The sequence below is a fragment of the Novipirellula artificiosorum genome (assembly GCF_007860135.1).
Lineage (GTDB): Bacteria > Planctomycetota > Planctomycetia > Pirellulales > Pirellulaceae > Novipirellula_A > Novipirellula_A artificiosorum.
In genome coordinates, this window is record NZ_SJPV01000001.1 from 1,153,566 (window position 1) to 1,174,569 (window position 21,004).

13 protein-coding genes are annotated in these 21,004 nt (G+C 55.4%); 8 read left to right on the plus strand and 5 right to left on the minus strand.

The window, feature by feature from the left end:
• Nucleotides 1-68: 68 nt before the first annotated feature.
• Nucleotides 69-1,661, plus strand: a complete 1,593-nt coding sequence (locus Poly41_RS04050) for an alpha-L-fucosidase (RefSeq protein ID WP_146524592.1) — start codon at nucleotides 69-71, stop codon at nucleotides 1,659-1,661.
• A gap of 4 nt (nucleotides 1,662-1,665) precedes the next feature.
• Here Poly41_RS04050 and Poly41_RS04055 read toward each other — a convergent pair whose 3' ends face one another.
• Both Poly41_RS04055 and Poly41_RS04060 read right to left on the minus strand, forming a co-directional pair.
• Nucleotides 1,666-2,988: a Gfo/Idh/MocA family protein gene (locus tag Poly41_RS04055; protein WP_146524593.1), complete on the minus strand. Its 1,323-nt coding sequence runs from the start codon at nucleotides 2,986-2,988 to the stop codon at nucleotides 1,666-1,668.
• Nucleotides 2,989-3,045: 57 nt separating this feature from the next.
• The gene (locus Poly41_RS04060; protein ID WP_146524594.1) at nucleotides 3,046-3,477 is read right to left on the minus strand and encodes an acyl-CoA thioesterase; all 432 of its coding nucleotides are present in this window, start codon (nucleotides 3,475-3,477) and stop codon (nucleotides 3,046-3,048) included.
• A 283-nt stretch (nucleotides 3,478-3,760) separates the two neighbouring features.
• Here Poly41_RS04060 and msrA point away from each other — a divergent pair, with 283 nt between their 5' ends.
• From msrA to Poly41_RS04085, 5 genes are all read left to right on the plus strand, one after another.
• Complete coding sequence (msrA, locus tag Poly41_RS04065) at nucleotides 3,761-4,312, plus strand: peptide-methionine (S)-S-oxide reductase MsrA (RefSeq protein WP_197231048.1); 552 nt, start codon at nucleotides 3,761-3,763, stop codon at nucleotides 4,310-4,312.
• Between the two features lie 211 nt (nucleotides 4,313-4,523).
• Complete coding sequence (locus Poly41_RS04070; protein ID WP_231615381.1) at nucleotides 4,524-7,502, plus strand: DUF11 domain-containing protein; 2,979 nt, start codon at nucleotides 4,524-4,526, stop codon at nucleotides 7,500-7,502.
• Between the two features lie 79 nt (nucleotides 7,503-7,581).
• Nucleotides 7,582-8,529 carry a hypothetical protein gene (locus Poly41_RS04075; RefSeq protein WP_197231049.1) on the plus strand — a complete coding sequence of 316 codons (948 nt, stop codon included), beginning with the start codon at nucleotides 7,582-7,584 and terminating at the stop codon, nucleotides 8,527-8,529.
• Nucleotides 8,530-8,560: 31 nt separating this feature from the next.
• Nucleotides 8,561-10,534, plus strand: coding sequence for a hypothetical protein (locus Poly41_RS04080; protein ID WP_231615382.1), 1,974 nt, complete (start codon nucleotides 8,561-8,563; stop codon nucleotides 10,532-10,534).
• Between the two features lie 303 nt (nucleotides 10,535-10,837).
• Nucleotides 10,838-14,530 carry a sulfatase/phosphatase domain-containing protein gene (locus tag Poly41_RS04085; RefSeq protein ID WP_315853707.1) on the plus strand — a complete coding sequence of 1,231 codons (3,693 nt, stop codon included), beginning with the start codon at nucleotides 10,838-10,840 and terminating at the stop codon, nucleotides 14,528-14,530.
• A 169-nt stretch (nucleotides 14,531-14,699) separates the two neighbouring features.
• Here Poly41_RS04085 and Poly41_RS04090 read toward each other — a convergent pair whose 3' ends face one another.
• Nucleotides 14,700-16,058: an enolase C-terminal domain-like protein gene (locus Poly41_RS04090; RefSeq protein ID WP_146524596.1), complete on the minus strand. Its 1,359-nt coding sequence runs from the start codon at nucleotides 16,056-16,058 to the stop codon at nucleotides 14,700-14,702.
• Between the two features lie 360 nt (nucleotides 16,059-16,418).
• Between Poly41_RS04090 and Poly41_RS04095 the strand changes: the two genes are divergently transcribed.
• Nucleotides 16,419-17,519, plus strand: coding sequence for a zinc-binding metallopeptidase family protein (locus tag Poly41_RS04095; protein ID WP_146524597.1), 1,101 nt, complete (start codon nucleotides 16,419-16,421; stop codon nucleotides 17,517-17,519).
• A gap of 164 nt (nucleotides 17,520-17,683) precedes the next feature.
• On the plus strand, nucleotides 17,684-18,973 hold the full coding sequence (locus tag Poly41_RS04100) for a hemolysin family protein (RefSeq protein WP_146524598.1): 1,290 nt from the start codon (nucleotides 17,684-17,686) through the stop codon (nucleotides 18,971-18,973).
• Nucleotides 18,974-19,221: 248 nt separating this feature from the next.
• Here Poly41_RS04100 and Poly41_RS04105 read toward each other — a convergent pair whose 3' ends face one another.
• Both Poly41_RS04105 and arsB read right to left on the minus strand, forming a co-directional pair.
• Nucleotides 19,222-19,653 (minus strand): arsenate reductase ArsC, encoded by a 432-nt coding sequence (locus Poly41_RS04105; RefSeq protein WP_146524599.1) that lies wholly within the window; start codon nucleotides 19,651-19,653, stop codon nucleotides 19,222-19,224.
• An 88-nt stretch (nucleotides 19,654-19,741) separates the two neighbouring features.
• Nucleotides 19,742-20,962 (minus strand): ACR3 family arsenite efflux transporter, encoded by a 1,221-nt coding sequence (arsB, locus tag Poly41_RS04110; RefSeq protein ID WP_146524980.1) that lies wholly within the window; start codon nucleotides 20,960-20,962, stop codon nucleotides 19,742-19,744.
• Between the last annotated feature and the right edge of the window lie 42 nt (nucleotides 20,963-21,004).

The following is a 21,004-nucleotide window of genomic DNA, read 5'->3' on the forward strand; positions in this document are numbered from 1 at the left end:
TTCGGATTGCTGCTACAATCTGGATTGTTAACATTTTCCCGAAGTCCCCGATGCAGCCGGTCCATTCAATGAAACAGCTCGTGATTTTTCCCCTCCTTCTGCTTTTTGTTTGTTTTTCCCCGGCCAAGGCTCAGGATGTGGTTTCGGCGAAACCGCTGTCGCCCGCGGTGGCCCCAAAACTTGCCGCGATTGAAAAGGCTCTCCCTCAAGGACCGTTCAAACCCGAATGGGACTCGCTGAGCGAGTATGAGATCCCTCAATGGTACAAGGATGCAAAGTTGGGCATCTTCATTCACTGGGGGGTCTATGCCGTTCCAGCGTACGGCAGCGAGTGGTATCCGCGCAACATGTACATCAACAAGGAAGGCTGGGCCGGCAAGGTATTTCGTCATCACAAGGAAACGTACGGCGACCTATCCCGCTTTGGTTACAAAGACTTCATTCCGATGTTCAAGGCCGAAAAGTTCGATGCGGCCGCCTGGAGCAAACTGTTCAAGGACTCGGGAGCTCGCTACGTCGTTCCCGTTGCCGAGCATCATGACGGATTCCCGATGTACGACTGCAGTTTTACGGAGTGGGATGCCAGCGAGATGGGGCCGAAGCGGGATTTGATCGCTGAGCTCGAAAAGGCGATTCGCGCCGAAGGCATGAAGTTTGGCGTTAGCAGCCACCGCGCATTCAATTGGTCGTATTACTTGCGGAGCAAGGACTATGACAATGCCGATCTCAAGTACGCCGGTTTGTACGGGCGGCCGTTGCCGTTTCTGTTTCGCGAGGAGGCTGTCAATTACAAAGGTAGCAATCCGACTCAGGACGACACGTTTAAAGACGACTGGTTGGCGCGCACCTGTGAGTTGGTCGACAAATACAATCCCGATTTGATTTGGTTTGATTTCGGGATCGCGATGAAGCAGGATTTGCCCTATGACCAAAACCCATTTGCTCCTCACCTAAAGAAGTTCGCAGCCTACTATTACAACCAACGAGCAAAACACAGTGATGATTTTGGGATCATCAATTACAAATGGAACGCGTTTCCTGAAAAGGCTGCAGTGCTGGACAAAGAACGCTCGAAAATGGCGGAAATCCGCAAACCGTTTTGGCAAACCGATACGGCCGTTAGCAGCAGTTCTTGGGGATACACGAAGGATCAGCAATACAAAACGCCTGATCGACTTGTCGACGATTTGGTCGACATCGTTTCGAAGAACGGTTGCTTGTTGTTGAACGTTGGCCCTCGCGCCGATGGGACGATTCCCGACGAAGATCAAGCGATTTTAAAAGCCATCGGTGGCTGGCTGAAAATCAACGGTGAATCGATCTACGATACGACCTATTGGAAAACGTTTGGCGAAGGGCCAACCGCGGTATCGACCGGTCACGTGTCGGAGAACAAAGACAAGCCGTTTACATCGGAAGATGTCCGTTTCACGGCCAAGGACGACGTGGTCTATGCAACGCTCTTGGCATGGCCCGAAACGGGAACCGCCGTGATCCGTACGCTGCGGGCCGGGGCGGAAGATTGGCCGGGTGAGATCGAATCGATCGAATTGCTCGGGTCGGATCAGAAATTGACGTGGACGCGAACGAATGAAGCGGTCACGGTGGAACTGCCAAGCGAGAAACCATGCGATTTTGCTTACGTGCTGAAGATTCGCTAGTGGACTAGGCGTTCGAGTGTTCCCAAGGATTCCGTGCGGGCCGAGTGCGCAGCCCATTTGCTTCGGCATCGTCAAGGAAGGTTTCCGTGTTCGGGTCAAGCTTGAGCGTGCGTCCTAGCATCCAAGACAGCGCGGCGGCGTGACAGGCGATGTGGGATCGCCGCATCACGGTTTGGTTCGCGGCTGTCGGTTGCCGTGATTTGACACAATCGAAGAAATTCCTGGCGTGCGCCGATACGTCGAGCCCCGTGACCCGCTGGGTGCGTGGCGGCAACGCGTTTGTAAGCGATTCCGGTTTGATGACGATGCCACCGCTGTCGCCCGTTTCTACCGAACCCGAAGTTCCCACGAATCGAACCGGGCAGGTCCCGAGATCTTGCACCCATCCCGGGCGTTGGCCGAACGGCGTGATCAAGAAGTCCAGCACCAACTTGACCCCGTTGGCGTATTGGCAAGTGATGCCTTTGTCGCTTGGAACATACTCGATCGGCATCGTGTCGTCCGCTTGGTTTGCCCACTGGCACAAATCCAAGGTGTGTGCACCCCAATCGAGTAGTTTGGCGCCGGAATCAAAATCATAGTACCCTCGCCATCGGCCCTGAACGTACTTCTCGTTGTAAGGCCGCCACGGTGCTGGCCCCAACCACAGATTCCAATCGCAAACCTCGCGAGCAGGCGTGGGTTGACCGGGTAACCAGGTCGTTTCGATGGCAGGTTGGTAAACGGACGCATACAGCGTATGCAATTTTCCAAGTTTTCCCGAATGTGCCAGCTCAACCGCATGTTGGAAATTCGGCACACTTCGCCGCTGAGTTCCCGCCTGAAAGATGCGGCCTGTGCGATCGAGGGTATCCGCAAGTTGTTGGCAATTCTCGATGGTCAATCCACATGGTTTTTCACTGTAGACGTCCTTGCCCGCTTCCGCAGCCATCATCGACGCTGGTGCGTGCCAACGGTCGCCCGTGGCGACGATCACCGTGTCAAGATCCTTGCGGTCGAGCAGTTCACGGAAATCGCGATACAGTTCGCACGACGTGTTGCCATAGTGCTCGTCCACCAACTTCTTTCCCGCGTTACGCCGTGACTGTTGAACGTCAGCGATGGCGATACATTGAACATCGCTGAGCCCCATCATCGCTTTCAAGTCGTATGTGCATCGTGGGCCAATGCCAATCACGCCAAGCGTCAGTTTTTCGCTTGGAGCGACAGCGGAATCACGACCGAGTGCGGATGCCGGGATGATCGTGGGGATGGCAAACGTTGTGCTGGCGGCTGCGGCGTGCCCAAGAAACGTACGGCGAGTGTTTTTTTGGGGGGAAGCGTGCATGATGATGGGGAGGTGGGTTGGCGAATCGGGAATCGGGTGAAGATCGGCGACCGTATTCTACTCCCATGGCATCGGCGGTGTGGGGGCCACGATCATCAATTCTCGAACGTTTTCAGGGATCTTGACCACCCGGTGTTCCCATAGATTCACGTAGACCCAACGTGTCTTGACTCGCGCCAAAACCGTTTGATCGGCCGGGCGGCAGACAATGGTTTTTCGAAGAGCCGCGTAGCGTTCGATCTCGCTGACCCAGGTTCGCACCACGATTTGATCCTCTGCGACTGCAGCAGCGCGATACGTGATGTCGTGATTTCTAACGACCCAGCCCAAGCCATCGGCGGCGGCTAGCTTCGAAATCCAACCGCTATCTGCCGAATGCTTGCTGGCGGCCCAAAGCGTCCACTGCAGGTATCGCAGGTTGTGAACGTGCAATTGGGAATCAATCTCGTCGCTTTGGACGGTGTGAGAAATATCAAAAAAAGACTGCATGACAGGTTTTTCGTGCTGCTTAAGTATGGGGTTTCCGTCGCTGCCACGGCCCAGGGCGTTTCCCAAACCCTCGACGAGTGCCTAAGATGAATTGTCGATCCAACCATCGCGAAAATGAACAAACACAATCGAGGGCAACCGTACCGTGGAAATACTTTTCTCTGCGTCGCCACCCAAAGGGTTTGGCCAATTAACTTATGGCATCTTGTTGTCGGTCGCCACCTGCTGCGTGCTGACATCAACGAGTTGCACCGCAAATGAGCCCCAATCCGGAGAATCCCCTTTGACTGAATCCACCAAGCCTGCCGAAGCCGTCGCAACCTTGGCGGGAGGTTGCTTTTGGTGCACCGAGGCCGTCTACGAGCGAATCGATGGTGTGGGTGACGTCGTCTCCGGTTACATCGGTGGTCAGGTGGTCAATCCAAACTATACGCAAGTTTGCACGGGTCGAACGGGTCATGCCGAGGCCGTCGAAGTGCACTTTGATCCGTCGAAGCGGACGTTCGAAGAGATTTTGGAGATCTTTTTCAAGACGCACGATCCGACGACGCTGAACCGCCAAGGGCCTGACACAGGGACTCAGTACCGCAGCGGTATCTTTTATCACAATCAGGAGCAGAAGCAGATTGCGGAGAAGTACATCGAAAAGCTGAATCAATCGGGCGAATTCAATCGACCGATTGTGACCAAGTTGGAGCCGGCCACCGTCTTTTATCCGGCCGAGGAGTATCACCAGGACTATTACCGGCGAAACCCAAATGCGGGCTATTGCCAGATGGTGGTGCGCAACAAGGTCCGTAAGACAAACATCGAGTTCCGTGACAAGCTGAAGTAACGGTCGCGTCTGCATGAGGTGGTGTTGTAACCGTTAAAGACCTCAAACTCTTCGGCAACTTGTGGCGTTTAGGCAACATCTCATGTTGTTTTTCGGCATCATCGTCCCCCATTGCGTGCTAGGGTTCCTTGGACAAAGTCTGTCCCCTTAGGAATTCATCACCACGCAATGGGCGTCGGGTTCAGTTGAACTCGGTCGCCTGACGAGTCCAATGAACCGAAACACAGCACGAAGCGAGCCAACGTCGCAACGGAATTTGCCAGCTGGGCGACTTCTGGGCGTTGCGATGTTGCTGCTGGTGGTGCTGTCGAGTGGTTGCGGCCGCTTGCGATTGCCAGCGATTGATCCTAGCGGGACTTGTTTGTTTGCGCCGTGTCCAGCTTACACCGCGTTAGCACCGCCATGCACGTCGGGGCAAGGTTGCTGCTGCTTGGGCGGTTTGCGCGGAATTGGGTCTTGTTTATTGCCGTCCTGCTTAGGCGGTTCGTGTGTCTGCAACGATTCGCCTGGCGTGAATGTCTTGGCTGCTCCCGGTGCCACCGGTCTGCCTGCTCCGGCAACGCGAAGCCGTTGCACGTGCTTGGGTTGCCTTGGCGGTTTTGGTTGCCTGGGATGCCTTTGCAAACCGTTTTCTGGGGTTCCGGACCCTGCGTTCCCCGAACCTGTTCCGCCACCGGAATGCCCTGGTCCGGTCGCGGCTCCAGCGACCATGGGGGGCGCCGCGGTCAACGATGAACCTTGTGTGCCGGGACCGGCTTGCGGTGATTCATGTCCCAATGGTCCACCGGCTGTATTGTATGGAGCCGAGATCGGACAAACCGAACCCGCCTGTTTACCAGAATCCGGAGAACGCGGTTGCATCTTGTTGTCACCTCAGAAAATCGTTGCCCCAGTCGGCGGCGAAGTCATTCTGCTGTCAGGCATCTGTGGAACAGACGGTTACCTGCAAATGGGGCAACCGCTCGAATGGATGCTCACACCCGAAAGTGTTGGCACATTCATCCAGGTTGGCAACGACGATCCTGGACTGGTTCATCGGTTGGCGGGAATCAGGAAGGCTGAAAAGCATGATCCATCCTATGCCATTGGAGTGACCAGTACCAAACGAAGCTACATTACGCGAGGCAACCTGGACCCCAAGGACGACGTGAAGCTTGAAAAGGGACAAACCTGGTTGTCTCTCAGTAGTCCAACCGAGGGGACCAGTCGGGTGACCGTATTGGCGTCCGAGAGCGAATGCTGGGATCAACGCAAAGCGACAGCGACGATCTACTGGATCGATGCGCGTTGGCTATTCCCAAGTCCACAACGAGAAATCAAGGGAAACCCGGTCGCGCTGAACACACGGGTGACTCGCGCCGAAGGTACCTTACCAGCGCGAGGTTGGAAGGTGCGCTATGAGATTCAACAGCCTGAGCTGGCAACGTTTGCGGGGACCGGTGGATCGTCGGTTGTCGAAGTGAACGTGGATGATTCCGGCGACGCGCCAGCGGAGTTGATCCCCAATCCGGGGACCAGTGGTACCGCGATGATCGATATTCAGGTGATCCGTCCCGGCGGAGATTCGGACAACATGCCGACGATGACACTCGGTCGAGGCAGCACCACGGTCACGTGGAGTTCACCGCAACTCTTGATGCGTGCCGGAGCCCCAGCCGTTGCAAGTTTCGATGTACCGTTTGAAGTCGTCGCCAATGTTTCCAATCCTGGCGACCAACCGGCGACCAACGTTCGCGTTAGTGTGGCGCTGCCTCCCGGAACTCGCGTGATTGGAGCGAATCTGCAGGCACAGGTGTTACCCAACGCGGTCGTATGGGAAGTGGGAGACCTTCCAGCTCAAATGCAACTCGATATGTCGATGACCGTCGTGGCGCAATCAACGATGAATCTGACATTCCAAGCGAGAGCAGACGCCGGCTTGTTGTCCGAAGATACGGTTCGCGTCGATGTGTACCGGCCGTCGCTCGAAATCACCGCAGCCGCACAGCAAGAACGCTATGAGGCTGGGAAAGAGGTCACGTTCGAGATCGCGGTGAAGAATAGGGGGGATCGACCGCTGGCGAACGTGAAGCTGAGAGCATTTGGCGATGAAGGAATGGTGCACCACGAGAACGGAACTCGCGATGTTGGCAATGATAAGACCGACGGACCGCTACAACCGGGGCAATCGTGGACCACCAACGTTACCTACGTTCCCACGCGAGCGGGGCGACGATGCGTCAATTTCGAAGGGTTAGCCGATGGCGGTCAGCGTGATTCGACCGACGCCTGTGTGACCGTGATCAATCCGGTGCCACCGGCGCCTGCATTGACCGTACGGCTCGACGGCCGTGATCGGGTTAAGGCAGGTGACTTGGTGATGATCCGCGCCTACGTTACCAATACGGGCGAAGTGGTTCTGGAGGACACGCAAGTCGTGTTGGTTTACGATCCGCAGTTGCAATTGGCGGGTGCCACTGTCGGTGCGGATCAGCCAAGGCCGGGGCAATCGCTGATTCAGTGGAATCTACCAACGCTGGATCCTGGACAACCCAAGGTCTTGGAGGCTCAGTTCCGTGCGGTAGCAACAAATCCTCAATCTCGAGCAAGGTTGTCGGCGACCAGTCGCGACGGAACCACTGCGCAAACGGACTTGGCGTTCGCCATTGTCGCTGGCCCCCCCCCCGTGGCTGCCCCGCAAACCGGACCGCCACCGACCTTGCCGCCTGCATTGCCACCGCCGACCATTCCTGGTGGGCCGGGAACGCTGCCACCGTCGAATGTGCCTCCACCAGGAATGCCGCCATCAAGTACACCACCGGCAATGACTCGAAGCGGGTCAGGCCAGATCCAGGTGGAGCTGTTTGGACGAGACAATCCGGTCGCGGTTGGCCAACCGATTCGATACACCCTTCGCGTCACGAACGATTCGAATGAGGTGGATGGCGAAGTGAGCCTCAGCTTTCTGTTGCCCCCCGGGGTAACGATCGACAGCATCGCTCAGCGTCGCAGCCCCGCAGGTGGTCAGTACGAAATGAAGGCTGGCAAGGTCTACCTGGCTGAGATACGATCGATGCGGCCTGGTGAATCGGTGGAGTACGACCTGGTTCTGCGAAGCAACCAACCCCAGGCGATCACGCTGATGGCTGAAGCCGTCAGCCGCCGAGGTCCAGGCGGCAGCGATTCGGTGCAAACCGAGGTGAGACCGTAGCCTTTGCTTTGCAAGGGAGGTTGCTCGGAATAGAATAGGCCGCGACGATCCGAATGACTGCGCACCTCTCAGGCCAAACGTGAACGAATCGAGTCAACACAACCTGCCGATCGTCTGCCTTCGTCTCGGTGCGTTTCTCTGCTTTGCCGGATGGACTTGGGTACATTTTTATTGGGAAGGCCCCTATGGCGTCCTTGTTTGGCAAGATTCCACCTATGAACTTGCAACCCAATTTGGCATCAGCTGGGATGAATTCGTCGGATCAGGTGCCAACGATGGCTTCGTACAGAAATGGATCTCCAGGATTTGGTGGCTGTACCTAGCGTGCACGGTGTTGACCGTGACGGTCCGCAAGAAGTCCTGGATTCAAATGTCAGGGTTGGTACTTGGTAGCGGACTGCTTACGTTACTCTGCTATGCCAAATATGTTGGCTCGCAACGCCAGCTACCGATGTTTGTCGAACATGGTGGCCAGATGCTGATTCCGATTCTGCTCGTCATGGCACTCGCCCTTGGGGTTCGCCACCGGATCACGGTGATCACTGCGATCATCGCATTGATCATGACCTTCGCTGGTCATGGCAGTTACGCACTTGGGTTATGGCCGACGCCTGGGAATTACTATGCCATGACGTCCGTGATCCTTGGGCTCGATTATCCAACGGCGCAAGCCCATCTGCGAGCCGTTGGTGTTCTCGACTTTTTGATTTGCATCGGAATCTTCATTCCCTATCTGCGTCGTGCGAGTGCTTTATACGCCACGGTCTGGGGTTTCTTGACCTCGATCGCCCGACCGGTTGCCGGCATGTCCTGGGGGCTCAATTACTGGGGGGCTGATCAATTTTTGCACGAGGCAGTACTCCGGGCTCCCCATTTCCTCATCCCGCTCTATTTGTTGTTAATATGGCGGAAACCGCGTCCCACGGAATCCCCAGAGTTTTGCCCACATTCTCAACAAGATTCTGGCGTGTCTGACCGTCCGGTTGCTCCCGAAGGCAGCCAATCACCTACCGCTCCTGTACACTAGAGACAACTCACTCCGATCGATAGGCAAACGAATGAATCTGCAAAAAGACAAACAACCTGATCTGTTGCAATTATCGCTGAATTGGATGTTATCACGACACGACCCTTGCGACCGAAGAGAGCCGGCAAACGCGATTCGAGCGGTCGCTCGTGTTGCTTGTGGCCGTGCCACGCTATGCTTCCTGGGGTTGCTCTTTCTCGGTTCTCCGTTGCTGGCTCAGCAGAATGGGCAGAAACGACCCGCCCGTGCGGATTTGACAATCCCCAAGGTCGAAAGCAGCGAAATTATTTGTTTTGCACTCTACACCGTTCACGACAACACGCTCAAGCTCACCGCCCAGCTTTATCCACTTGAACCCAGCGATCCCAGAATCGTTCGCTTGGAAATACAGCAAGACGGCAAGTGGGTCGAAGTTGCCCGAACGACGGTGATTGAACAGGGCTGGACTGCACCGTTTCGAGTCGAAAACTGGAACGACACCGAAACGCATCCCTACCGTGTTTTGCATGGAACCGAAGCCAAATATGAAGGCGTCGTCCGCAAGAACCCCGTGGACAAGGACGAGATCGTTGTCGTCGGATTTACCGGCAACTCGATTCAACCCGTCCACGGCGGCGATATCTCGCGCCAGGACCTGATTGACAACGTGAATAAGGTGGATGCCGATGTGCTGTTTTTCTCGGGTGATCAAGTTTACGACCACAATCGGCATTATGCGGCTTGGCTGAAATTTGGACGCGACTTTGGCGATATCATCAAAGACCGCCCGACCCTTTGTCTGCCCGATGACCACGACGTAGGACAACCCAATCTGTGGGGCGAAAGCGGAAAGATCTCGACGCTCAGCGGCGCCGCAGACGGTGGCTACTCCCAGCCTGGGGTCTATGTCCAAGAAGTCGAACGCGCCCAGACGAGCCATTTGCCCGATCCGGTGGATCCACGGAAAATTGGTCAAGGCATTGGTGTCTATTTCACCAACTTGAATTGGGGCAACATCGATTTTGCCGTCTTGGAAGACCGTAAATTCAAAACGGGCCCAGCCGGCCGAGTTCCCAAACAGGGACCGCGGCCCGACCATATTCTCAACCCAGAATACGATCCTGCCAGCGTTGATGTTGAGGGTGCGGTCCTGCTTGGACAGCGACAACTGGATTTCTTGAATGACTGGGCCCAAGACTGGCAGAATGCAAAGATCAAGGTTGCTCTTTCGCAAACGATCTTCTGCGGCGGGGCACACATTCACGGTGGAGCCAACGGTCGATTGCATGCTGACATGGATTCCAACGGTTGGCCACAGACGGGACGAAACCAAGCGTTGATGTCGCTCCGTAAAGGTTTTGCCTTCCACTATGCTGGCGATCAACATCTGGCAACGATCTTCCACCATGGCGTTGACGAACACCGTGATGCCATCTGGTCGTTTTGCGTTCCCTCCATCGCGAATCTCTATCTGCGCTGGTGGGAACCGCTGGAACCAGGACAGAACCGGGAACCTGGCAGCCCCGAATACACGGGGGATCTTGTTGACGGTTTCGGCAACAAAGTCACCAACTACGCTGCGGCCAACCCCGATAAAAAGCCTGCTGGTAACCTCCTGAACACGCGTGCGGCTGGGTTTGGTATCGTTCGTCTGAACACAATCACTCGGCAGATCACGATGGAATGCTGGCCGCGTAATGTTGACGTGACCGATCCGTCCGCCAAGCAGTACGCCGGATGGCCACGCACCATCTCGCAATTCGACAACTACAATCCGCCCTCTTGGGGAAAGCTCGGAGAGCTAACCTTTGACGTGGATTCCCCCGTTGTACAGCTCATCGATTCCGATAGCGGTGAGATCCTCTACACCGTTCGAGTTAACGGAAAATCGTTTGTCCCCGGAGCGCCACATGGCAAGACCTTCAACATCAAAGCCGGCAAGGATGCACCCCAAACGATCGTTGTAAAAGACGCTCAAGTAGGCGGCGCTGCACAGACGGTGCATTTAGGGATTGCTCCGAAGTAAGATGGCTCTTTGCTCAAACGGGCTGCGATTACAGCACGAAATTCCAGCCTTGTTCTATACCGGCCCTCCCCCTCGCTGCGCTCGACCCCTCCCGCTGCGCGGGCAGGGGTGGTTGGATACCTAACACTGCAGCAGTCACAGCCTAAGAACTGCACGACCGCTGCGCGGGCAGGGGTGGTTGGATACCTAACACTGCAGCAGTCACAGCTTAAGAACTGCACGACCTTCGAAAGGGTGGGTGAAGCCAGATTTCGCGACCTCAGAGCGTGGGAGTGAAGTGCAGACAATCCATCGAGTTTAGAAATGCAGATCCACGGAAAACTCATCGAATCTTGTAAGAACACTCGACACGTTTGGTTGGCATTTGCAGTCGCCGGCATCCTTGCCGTTGGAGCGATGCCCAGCACGGCCGTCGCTGACCCATCGAAAGCGAAATCGGCGACCACGACGTTGGTTCGTCCCAATATTGTTTTTATCCTGACCGACGATCAGCGTTGGGACACGATTTCGGCGAACGTTCGTGCACATACTCGCGATTACTATGCGAGCGTTGAGCAAATGGACCAAGCCGTTGGTCGATTGCTTGACGAACTCGACCGATTGTCCCTTCGCGACAAGACATGGATACTGTTCATGGGCGATAATGGTTGGTTTCTCGGCGAGCATGGAATGACCAGTAAGGTATTGCCGTACGAAGAGTCGATGCGAGTCCCGATGGCGATCGCTGGCCCGAAGACGCCATCTCAGGTTGTCGATGACATCGTGTTGAACATCGATTTGACTGCGACAATCTATGAACTCGCCGGGCTTCCGGTGCCAAAGTCACAGCATGGGCGAAGTCTGCTGCCGATTGTTCTCGCGAAAACGCCCGACGATTGGCGAAAGAGCTTTCTGTATGAGGCCCCCACGCCTCAGCTCGGCAGCCAGCCGCTGTGGGCTATCCGGGATGCAAAATGGAAGTACGTTCGCACCGATCTCACGGACGGTGATGTATTCCATGAGTTGTATGATCTGGATTCTGACTCAATCGAGCAGACGAATGTCGCAGATCATCCGAAGAATAGGGCGGTGTTGACGCGTCTGAGCAGAGATCTGGCAGAACAGCGCGAAGTGATCGCGGCGACAACGAACTTAACACCACGCACGAAATCCCTAGCGCAACACGGCGTGTTGCAGATCCCGGACCAACCGCCTCGTTCGCCGCGAACCGACTTGTTCATCAGTGGTGTCTATCCTCATCTGACGACCTACGGTGTCTACAGCCAGAATGGTGCTCACGGCAAAGACGGACACAACGAATGTGGTATCGGCGCGGTGGTTCCGTGGGCAGGCAAGTTGTGGATGGTCAACTACGCGCCGCATATGCCCAAAGGAAGCGAGCACAAACTCTATTCCATCGAAGCGGACTTCTCCAAGCCAATGAAGGTTCATCCCGAGAGCGTGGGAGGGACTCCGGCCGGCAGAATGATCCACAAAGAATCCAACCAGTTACTGATTGGCCATCACATCATTGACGCCGAGGGCAACGTCCGGACGATTCAACCCGCAGACATGCCGATTCGAGTCACCGCGATGGCTCGGCACCTCAACGATCCTGCCAATTCGGTTTACTACATCGACATGGAAGGTTCGATCTGGGAAGCCAACGTGCATACGCTGGCGGTGAATCGGCTTTTCAAGAAGCCGGTTCCCGGCTGGCATGGCAAGGGAGCCTACACCTCGCAGGGTCGGCTGGTGGTTTCCAATAACGGTGAATTGCACGTCGGCACGTACAAGGATGTCCTTGTCGGAGGTGAAGCGAAAGACGACGAAGAAAGGGGCGTGCTTGCCGAATGGGACGGAGATCAGTGGCGGATCGTCGAGCGGCGGCAGTTTACGGAGGTGACCGGGCCAAACGGAATATCGGGTGGAAGTGACGGAAACGATCCGATCTGGTCAATGGGTTGGGACCGCCGCAGTCTTCGCTTCAAGCTGCTGGAAGACGGCCGGTGGCACACTTACCTCCTACCCAAGGCCGCCTACTGCAACGATGCCACTCACGGTTGGTACACCGAGTGGCCGCGGATACGCGAGATCACCGATGGCCGTTGGATGATGGACATGCATGGGATGTTCTTCGATTTCCCAAAGACGTTTTCCAGCACCAACTCGGCAGGTATCAAGCCGATCGGTAGCCACTTGCGTTACGTTCCCGACTTCTGTGGTTGGAATGGTCGACTGGTTTTGGCAACCGACGAAACCAGCATTCAGGGCAATCCGCTCGCCGGTCAACCACAGAGCAACCTGTGGTTCGGCAACGACGGCGACCTGAGGGAATGGGGACCGGCCAGCGGTTACGGCGGACCGTGGATGGAGGACATGGTCACGGCCCATACACCTTCCGACCCGTTCCTGGTTGCTGGCTTCGATCGACGCATCTTGCACCTTGCGTTGGGGCCGTTGAGGCCCGTCGCGGAAGTGGTTCGGAGGGCCACCGATCAATTGCCGATTACGAACCTGCCCGATGCACTTGCGGCGCTACCGCGTGTCACGATTCCTCGCGGTGACTGGCACCAGCCAGCGGCAGGCTTTGGATTCAATCTCAGCGAGCCCGCGACGGTTTACCTTGCCGTTGATGGGCGAGGCAAATCGTCACTGCCGCCGGTATGGAAGCGGACGGACCTGTCGTTGACTTGGGGCAAGAATGTCGAAGATCCCATCTATGTTTGTCAATGCGCTGCTGGAAACGTCTCGGTGCCGAGCAATTCGGTCGAGCACTCCAAGGGTGCTTTTGGCACGCCACACATGGCGTTTGTCAAATTCAACGACGGCTCCTTGGATTCGATCACGCCCGTTGGGAATGCATCCGTTACGAAGCCACTGTCTGTAAAGGTGCCGAGCCTAGCAAACCCAACGACCGTTCATGTCAAGCTGCAAGTCGATCGGAAAGGCAACGGGGTCTGGACCGACTTCGAGACGATCGCGTTGGCTTCAGACGGATATGTTGGAAAGGTGCTTCCAAACGATCTTGATGCCGTGTGGTTGCGACTGAGCGTGGACCGCGACTGTGTAGCGACGGCCATTCTGCATCAAACGACAAGTCAATTTGTAGACGGCGACACAGCACGGAACCAAGCTTTGTTCGCAGGTCTTGCTGACGTTGGCGACGAGGCTTTGAGCGGTTCGCTCTATCCGGCGAAACGCAATCGGAATTTGCGAGTCATCACCGACGATAATCGTTTCTTCGATTTCACCAAGGCTGACTTTGTGTTTGTTGCCGATCAGAACGACGCGAAACTCGCCAAACTGCTTTCCGTCAAACCCGAGTTTTCCGTTGACGAAGCGTCGGTGATTCTGGAAGATCAAGGGAAAAGGCTGCGACTCCCCAAAGGAGATGCCCTCTATGACAAGCCCTTCGCCTCTGGGTGGCCACGAGCGTCTCGGGAAGTCGAGTCCGAACGTCATCTCGCCAACATCCACGGTACGTTTTACGAAGTTCCCCTGGTCACCAACGGGGCGCCACCCGCATGGAATCTGATCCGCCCCGTATCAAGCCACTCGAAGCAGATCACCGACTATTGCTCGTGGAACGGTTTGCTTGTCCTGTCTGGAATCCGACCCGACGCCACAAACGATGGTCACATCTTCCGCGACGACAAGCACAATACAGCCCTCTGGTTTGGCGGAATCGACGACCTCTGGAAACTCGGCAAACCCATCGGCCATGGAGGTCCATGGTTAAACACAGCTGTCAAAAGCGGGGTCCCGTCGGATCCTTACCTGATGAAAGGCTACGACCAAAAGACCGCGCGCCTCTCACACGATTCCGAGCAAGCCGTCACGGTGACTTTGCAAGTGGATCTGGACGGAACAGGCCTGTGGGTCGACTATCGAAAAATCGTAGTCCCCCCCCGAACCGAGGCGATCCACAAGTTCGCACCCGAATTCTCAGCTTGCTGGATTCGCGGTGTCTCGAACCGTACTGCGCAGTTGACCCTGCAATTTGATTACCAATAGTAAGATCCTCCGCCGCGAGCGCCCCCGTTCTGATTCGAAGTCACACCCATTCTATTGGTCCACGCAGCCAACGGACGGTTTGGATTCTGCCAACATGGACATCGAACGTTACGAAGCAAGCTCGGGCTTGCAGTTTGCATTCCCTAATCCAATGGCGGGACGACGGATGTCAATCATGGCTCGTTTCGTCTGGGACTTCAAAAGCCGCGCCCTTTCGCGTTGCATCGCGTGTTCTCCAAACGTCGCCGTCGGGAAACCGATGTCGCTGGATAAAGTCTGGAACGAACTCTAAGCCCCAGCCCGGCGCCGTTGGCGTTGCGTAGCATCCGTTGTGCACCTCGACCGGATGCTCGACGGCTTCCTGCAAGAAGTCGATGTACTCCACAAGCTGCGTATCGGAGTGGCCCGCAACGGCGATCTGATCCCACAAGCCGTAGTGCTGAATCATGTTGCAAAGGGCGATGCCTCCGCCATGTGGACATACGGGAACACCGTACTTCGCAGCCATCAGGACAATCGCCATCACGTCGTTCACCCCGGCAACTCGGACCGCGTCAATTTGACAGTATTGGATCGCTCTGCTCTGAAGCAGTTGTTTGAAGATAACCGGCGAAGCTGCCTGTTCGCCACAGGCGAAACCGAAGTCCGCATCAGCGAAGGCTGCTGCGAGCTCGATATAGCCGAGTACATCGTCACGGGCGATCGGTTCTTCAATCCACGTCAGCCCGAATGGACGGTATCGTTCAATGTGTCGTTTAGCGTCGGCAAGGCCCCAGTATTGATTGGCATCTACCATCAACTTGCACTCGCTGCCGATCGCGTCTCGCATGAAGCGAATCCGTTGGACGTCTTCTTCGGAATCACGCCCTACTTTTAGCTTGAACGAGTCGAAGCCATGGGCTTGAAGTTTACGAATCGTCGCGAGTATCTCGTCATCGCTCAGCCCCAACCATCCAGCGGTGCAGTATGCCTTGGGGCCGCGTGTCGACATTTCCGATTCACGTTGCTGCAGGCTTGATTGACGTTCTTGAAGGATTGCAATTGCTTCCTCGCGAGTCAGGACATCGCTGATGTTTCTCCAGTCGATGCAGTCGGCCACGAACTCGGGTTCGAGATCAATCAGTAGCTTCCACAGCGGTTTGTCCACAGACTTAGCCCAAAGGTCGAACATTGCGTTGACAATTGCGCCGGAGGCCATCCGAAAGACTCCATCGTGCAACCACCGCAATTGGTGGTGATCGATTAGACGCCGATAGAGTTTGATCGGTGCCGTCGCGAAATCGTCAAGGCTTGTTCCGACGATCAATTGGCATAGATCCCGAATCCCGTGGCAAATCCAGTCCGTGCCGGCACCCACCGTGAACACGACCGATACACCTCGAAGCCCCGCGTTCGTTTCCAAGTGAAGTACCGCGGACGAATAGTCGGGTTGCTTGTGAAATGGGTCGGAACCAAGACGTTGATCCGAGGTGGGCACACGAATGTCGATGATTTCCGCTGAAGTGATCGTGATCGGTTGATGCATCATGAACGTCTGACTCGCCTCGAACTAGGTCGTGCAATGGAAGGTCACTTGTGCCTTTCTTTATGAATCGACTTGCTTCCGCACAAAGGAACGCGGAGGATTCCAGTGTTGGATTCATGCGATCAGTCTACCAAAGCTTCCAGCGACAACGCCAGTATTTAAGTCTTCTCAACCGTGGCTGCGGGTGATCTACCGCGATCGAGGGAAGTTCTGATGCGCGGGCTGGGCGAGATGCGTTGCTTCGGTTAGAACCTGACGAAGAATGGCCATTCGCCGGCTCACTGATCACGCGGATCCATTCCTCGGTTGTACAGGCGCTCGGCCCATTCGTGGGCCGTGAAACTATCGGAATGGATCTTGAGCATGAAGACTTTCGTTTGCGAGTGTGGCAATACGATCTTTTACGAGAACACTCGCTGCGTTTGCTGCGGCAGTGAACTGGGGTGGTGTCCGTCCTGCACTCGCATGACATCGCTGAGGCTGGAAAAAGATGGGCATCGTCGTTGCGGTAACAGCGACTGCAATGTACTGCTAATGAAATGCAGCAACTACTCGGAGCATCATGTATGCAATCACTGTGTTCCTGTGTCATCCGAGGCGGAGCGACCCGAGGGCTTGTGCGATTATTGCGACTTCAACGACACGATCCCTGACTTGACGGTTGCTGGCAATCGTGAGATGTGGAAGCGGCTCGAAGAGGCAAAACGCAGATTGCTTTACACGCTGGATCTTCTCCGTCTGCCATACGGAAAAAAGTCGGACGGCGTTTTGCCACGGCTCAATTTCGATTTCAAAGCGGATGCCGTGGGGAAGCCGGACCAGTGGTGGTGGTCCCTAGGCAAAGAGGAACGAGTTTTTACCGGGCACGCCGATGGCAAGATCACGATCAATTTGCGCGAAGCCGATACGGTGGAGCGAGAAAAGGCGCGAGTGCTTTTTCAGGAAGCCCATCGAACGGTGATCGGTCACTTTCGCCATGAAATCGCTCACTACTATTGGGAGATGCTGGTCAAGGGTAAAGCCGAGAGCGAGTTTAAGGCGGTTTTTGGTGATCACGAGAACCCGACTTATGCGGAGTGTCAAAGTAAATACTACAAGAAGGGGCCCGTTGCGAATTGGCAATCGAGCTTTGTGAGTGGTTACGCCGCAATGCATCCGTGGGAAGATTTTGCCGAGACCTTCGCGACCTACTTGGATATGGTGAGCGTTCTTGATACCGCGATGAATATGAATATCTCCCCGAGCTGCAATCCTGTTCAAACCGAACTCGCTGAGATGGTCAGCCACTATATCAAGCTTGGGGTCTTGCTAAACGAGATGAATCGGGCGATGGGGCTGATTGACTATGTCCCGGAGATCCTCGTGTCGCCTGTTGTGGTGAAAATGCAATACATCCACGATCTGCTTCGAAACGCCGCTGAGCCGCTGCCAGCCGCATCACCGCCCACGGAAACACCGACTTAGAATCGGATCTTGTTCCATGGATGGGAAGATTCCCTAAGTTGGCCGCGACCGGATCGGTGCCATAGTGTCGTTTTCGTTCTGCAGTGTTATGGTAGTGTTCGCGAAAAGACGGTCCGGTTTTTCTGGCGTCTTTTCCTTGTACCGACTTTCACCGGACACCCCTCATGACACTGATTTACCTAGGGCTTGCTGTTGCCCTGATTATTCTAAATGGCTTCTTCGTTGCCGCGGAATTCGCGTTGGTCAAAGTTCGTATCTCTCGGATCGAACAACTCCACAAAGACGGCCAGGCATTCGCCGGGACCGCAAAGTGGCTCGCGAAACGACTTGACGAATCGTTGTCCGCCTGCCAGTTGGGCATCACCATGGCGTCACTCGCACTCGGCTGGGTCGGCGAACCCGCGTTTGCGGCCCTAGTGGAACCGGTGCTGGGCTGGGTTGGTATTTCCGATGATCGCGTCATCCATGTCTTGGGTTTTGCTGTTGCCTTTACCGTGATCACGGGATTGCACTTGGTGGTGGGCGAGCAGTTCCCAAAGATCTTCGCGATACGTCGACCCGAACAAATGCTGCTCTGGTGTGCCTTGCCCCTGAAATTCTCCTACGTCGTTCTGTACCCGTTTCTGAAGGTCCTCAATCTCGTCACTTCATTTCTGCTTCGATTGGTTGGGATCCAGGGTGCGTCGGATCACCACAGCATCAATACGGAAGAAGAAATTCGAGCCCTGTTGCGAGAGGCTCATATCCACGGCAACCTTACTCGCAACGAACACTCACTGATCAATAATGTTTTCGAGTTTGACGACTTGATCGTTCGTCGTGTCATGTTGCCGCGGGGCGAGGTCGCATTTTTTGATGTCAATCAATCGATCAGCGACTTCCGCGAACTGGTGCGGCAAACGATGCACACACGCTACCCCGTTTGCGACGGCTCGTTGGACCGCGTGCTTGGTGTGGTTCATATCAAGGATCTCTTGAACGTCCCCACCGATGTAAGCGACTTTGACGTCCGCACCATCATGCGGCCACCCAAGAAGCTGCCAGAGACCATGCCGATCAGCCGAGTGCTTCGCCACTTTCAAGCCACTCATCAATTGATGGCCTTCGTCATCGACGAATACGGAACCATCACGGGCATGGTGACCCTCGAGAATGTGCTGGAACGAATCGTAGGTGAGGTTGACGACGAGTTTGATATTGCGGACCCGCACATCGTACCGGAGGAATCAGGATCGTATTTGGTGGTCGGTTCAACACCGCTCGATGAGGTTCGCTCGCGATTGAAACTTGCTTTGGATGAGTCCAGCGAGACCGATACGATCGCTGGGCTGTTGACGGACGTTCGGCAAAAAATTCTTACACAGGGCGACGTGATTGAACTGGATGGGGCTGTTTGCGAAGTGCTTGAGATGAAAAATGACAGCGCCACCAAGATTCGAGTCCGAGTGATCTAGCCCGGATGATTCGGGACTTCATTCTGTGGCAAATGCTGGCTTTGTCCGGACTTACTTGAGGCGTACGGTCAATTTGGAGATCTTTCCGTCAAAGGCAAAGGGAAGCCGTTCTCTACATGGTGCTTCGTGCCCGCTTCTCAGTCTGGTCCCGGGAGTCATGCCACTGAAAATCCCCTGGAGACACTTACCCACAATAAACCTGGATGGACCGCAAAATTGCCATCCAGCAACGATCCTTCTCGGCAAAATTACGGGAGCAAGTCGGGCAGTCGGTCGCGAATGAAATCGCGAATCTCGTCACGGACTCGTCGGTAGGCGTCGAACGCTTCTTTTTCACTGGCGGCTTCTTTAGCGAGTCGAGGTGGATCATCGAAGCCGACGTGAACCCGTTTGGCCTTGGTTAGAAACGAAGGGCAATTTTCGTCCGCATGACCGCATACGGTGATGACCAGGTCGAGAGGCACTTTACTGAGCGAGTCGGCCAGCTTGGATGATTGGCTTGAAATGTCCACGCCAGCTTCTTTCATCATGGCAATCGCATGCGGGTTCATGCCGTGAGTTTCAATGCCCGCCGAGTACGCTTCGATGGTGTCACCGTGAAAGTGTTTTGCCCAGCCTTCGGCCATTTGGCTGCGGCACGAATTTCCGGTACAGAGAAACAAAACGTTCTTCTTGGTCATGGGTTTCTTTCTTAGGTGCATGAGTGATCCATCAGAAGGGGCGCTGCGACGCATCCCCGTGATGCCCAGCGGTGGCTCTTTAGCCAAGCTAGCTTGGGGCTCTCTGTTTATTCGTATCGTTGGTTCCGGCAGGAAACCAACCTTGCGTCTTGAGGCAAAACTTGACCAAGCCCAACATCAAGGGTACTTCAATCAACACGCCCACGACGGTCGCCAGTGCTGCGCCGGACGACAATCCGTACAACATCGTTGACGTCGCGATTGCCACTTCAAAGTGATTCGACGCGCCGATCATCGCCGTTGGAGCGGCCGATTCATAGCGAAAGCCCATCGCTTTGCTCATCACGTAGCCCAGAGCAAAGATCACCAACGTCTGAAGCGTCAACGGAATGGCGATCCACAGAATCGTGAGTGGGTTTTCAACGATCGTTTCGCCTTTGAATGAAAACAGTAGCACCAGCGTTGCAAGCAGAGCTGTGATCGTAACGGGCGTCAAGAAATGCAAGAACTTGTCACGAAACCATGCTTCTCCCTTGGTCGCGATTAACCACTTGCGCGAAAGGTATCCGGCTAGCAACGGCAACGCGACATAGATGCCGATCGACAACAGCAACGCTTGCCAAGGAACGGGCAGTTGGCCGACTCCCAGTAGGAACCCGCCCAAGACACCGTACAAAACAAGCATCGTCAGTGAATTGATGGCGACCATCACCAAGGTGTGCCCGTCATTTCCCTTCGCCAAAAATCCCCATACCAAGACCATTGCGGTGCAGGGTGCAATGCCGAGCAAAATGCAACCGGCCAAGTAGCTTCGCCACAGCGGAACCTGCAGCATCTTCACGCCCTCAACCAACACCACCTCGCCAGCACCGTAGGTCGCTCCCACCTCAAGATTGCTCCCCAACGGAGCCTTCACATAGTCGACCGCGTCGGGGCCAATGAAACCAAGGAAGAGTGTGCCGAGAAAGAAACTGGCGATCGCGTACATCGTGAACGGCTTGATGGCCCAGTTGATAAACAGGGTTAAACCAACAGGCCGAATCGCTTTGCCGGCTTTCACCACTTCGCTGAAGTCGATCTTGACCATGATCGGATACATCATGAAGAACAGGCAGACCGCGATCGGGATCGAAACCACGGGGGCCTCGTTCACGTAAATCGCCATGCCGTCAAGTGACTTTGCGATTCCCGGTGCGATTTTGCCGAGCACGATTCCGGCGACGATGCACAGGCCAACCCAAACGGTGAGGTAACGTTCAAAGAAGCCGATGCCCTGGTTGTCCGTCGGGCACGTATTGGGGTGATTCATTTCCATCGCTTCGGTTCCTTCTAGCTAAATCGTCTATCGCCG

Excerpts from the sequence above, each read along its gene's own strand:
- Poly41_RS04085 (WP_315853707.1), top strand. The coding sequence starts at position 10,838 with ATGCAGATCCACGGAAAACTCATCGAATCTTGTAAGAACACTCGACAC.
- Poly41_RS04060 (WP_146524594.1), bottom strand. The coding sequence starts at position 3,477 with ATGCAGTCTTTTTTTGATATTTCTCACACCGTCCAAAGCGACGAGATT.
- arsB (WP_146524980.1), bottom strand. The coding sequence starts at position 20,962 with ATGAATCACCCCAATACGTGCCCGACGGACAACCAGGGCATCGGCTTC.
- Poly41_RS04055 (WP_146524593.1), bottom strand. The coding sequence starts at position 2,988 with ATGCACGCTTCCCCCCAAAAAAACACTCGCCGTACGTTTCTTGGGCAC.
- Poly41_RS04070 (WP_231615381.1), top strand. The coding sequence starts at position 4,524 with ATGAACCGAAACACAGCACGAAGCGAGCCAACGTCGCAACGGAATTTG.
- Poly41_RS04050 (WP_146524592.1), top strand. The coding sequence starts at position 69 with ATGAAACAGCTCGTGATTTTTCCCCTCCTTCTGCTTTTTGTTTGTTTT.
- Poly41_RS04090 (WP_146524596.1), bottom strand. The coding sequence starts at position 16,058 with ATGATGCATCAACCGATCACGATCACTTCAGCGGAAATCATCGACATT.
- Poly41_RS04100 (WP_146524598.1), top strand. The coding sequence starts at position 17,684 with ATGACACTGATTTACCTAGGGCTTGCTGTTGCCCTGATTATTCTAAAT.
- Poly41_RS04105 (WP_146524599.1), bottom strand. The coding sequence starts at position 19,653 with ATGACCAAGAAGAACGTTTTGTTTCTCTGTACCGGAAATTCGTGCCGC.
- Poly41_RS04095 (WP_146524597.1), top strand. The coding sequence starts at position 16,419 with ATGAAGACTTTCGTTTGCGAGTGTGGCAATACGATCTTTTACGAGAAC.
- Poly41_RS04080 (WP_231615382.1), top strand. The coding sequence starts at position 8,561 with ATGAATCTGCAAAAAGACAAACAACCTGATCTGTTGCAATTATCGCTG.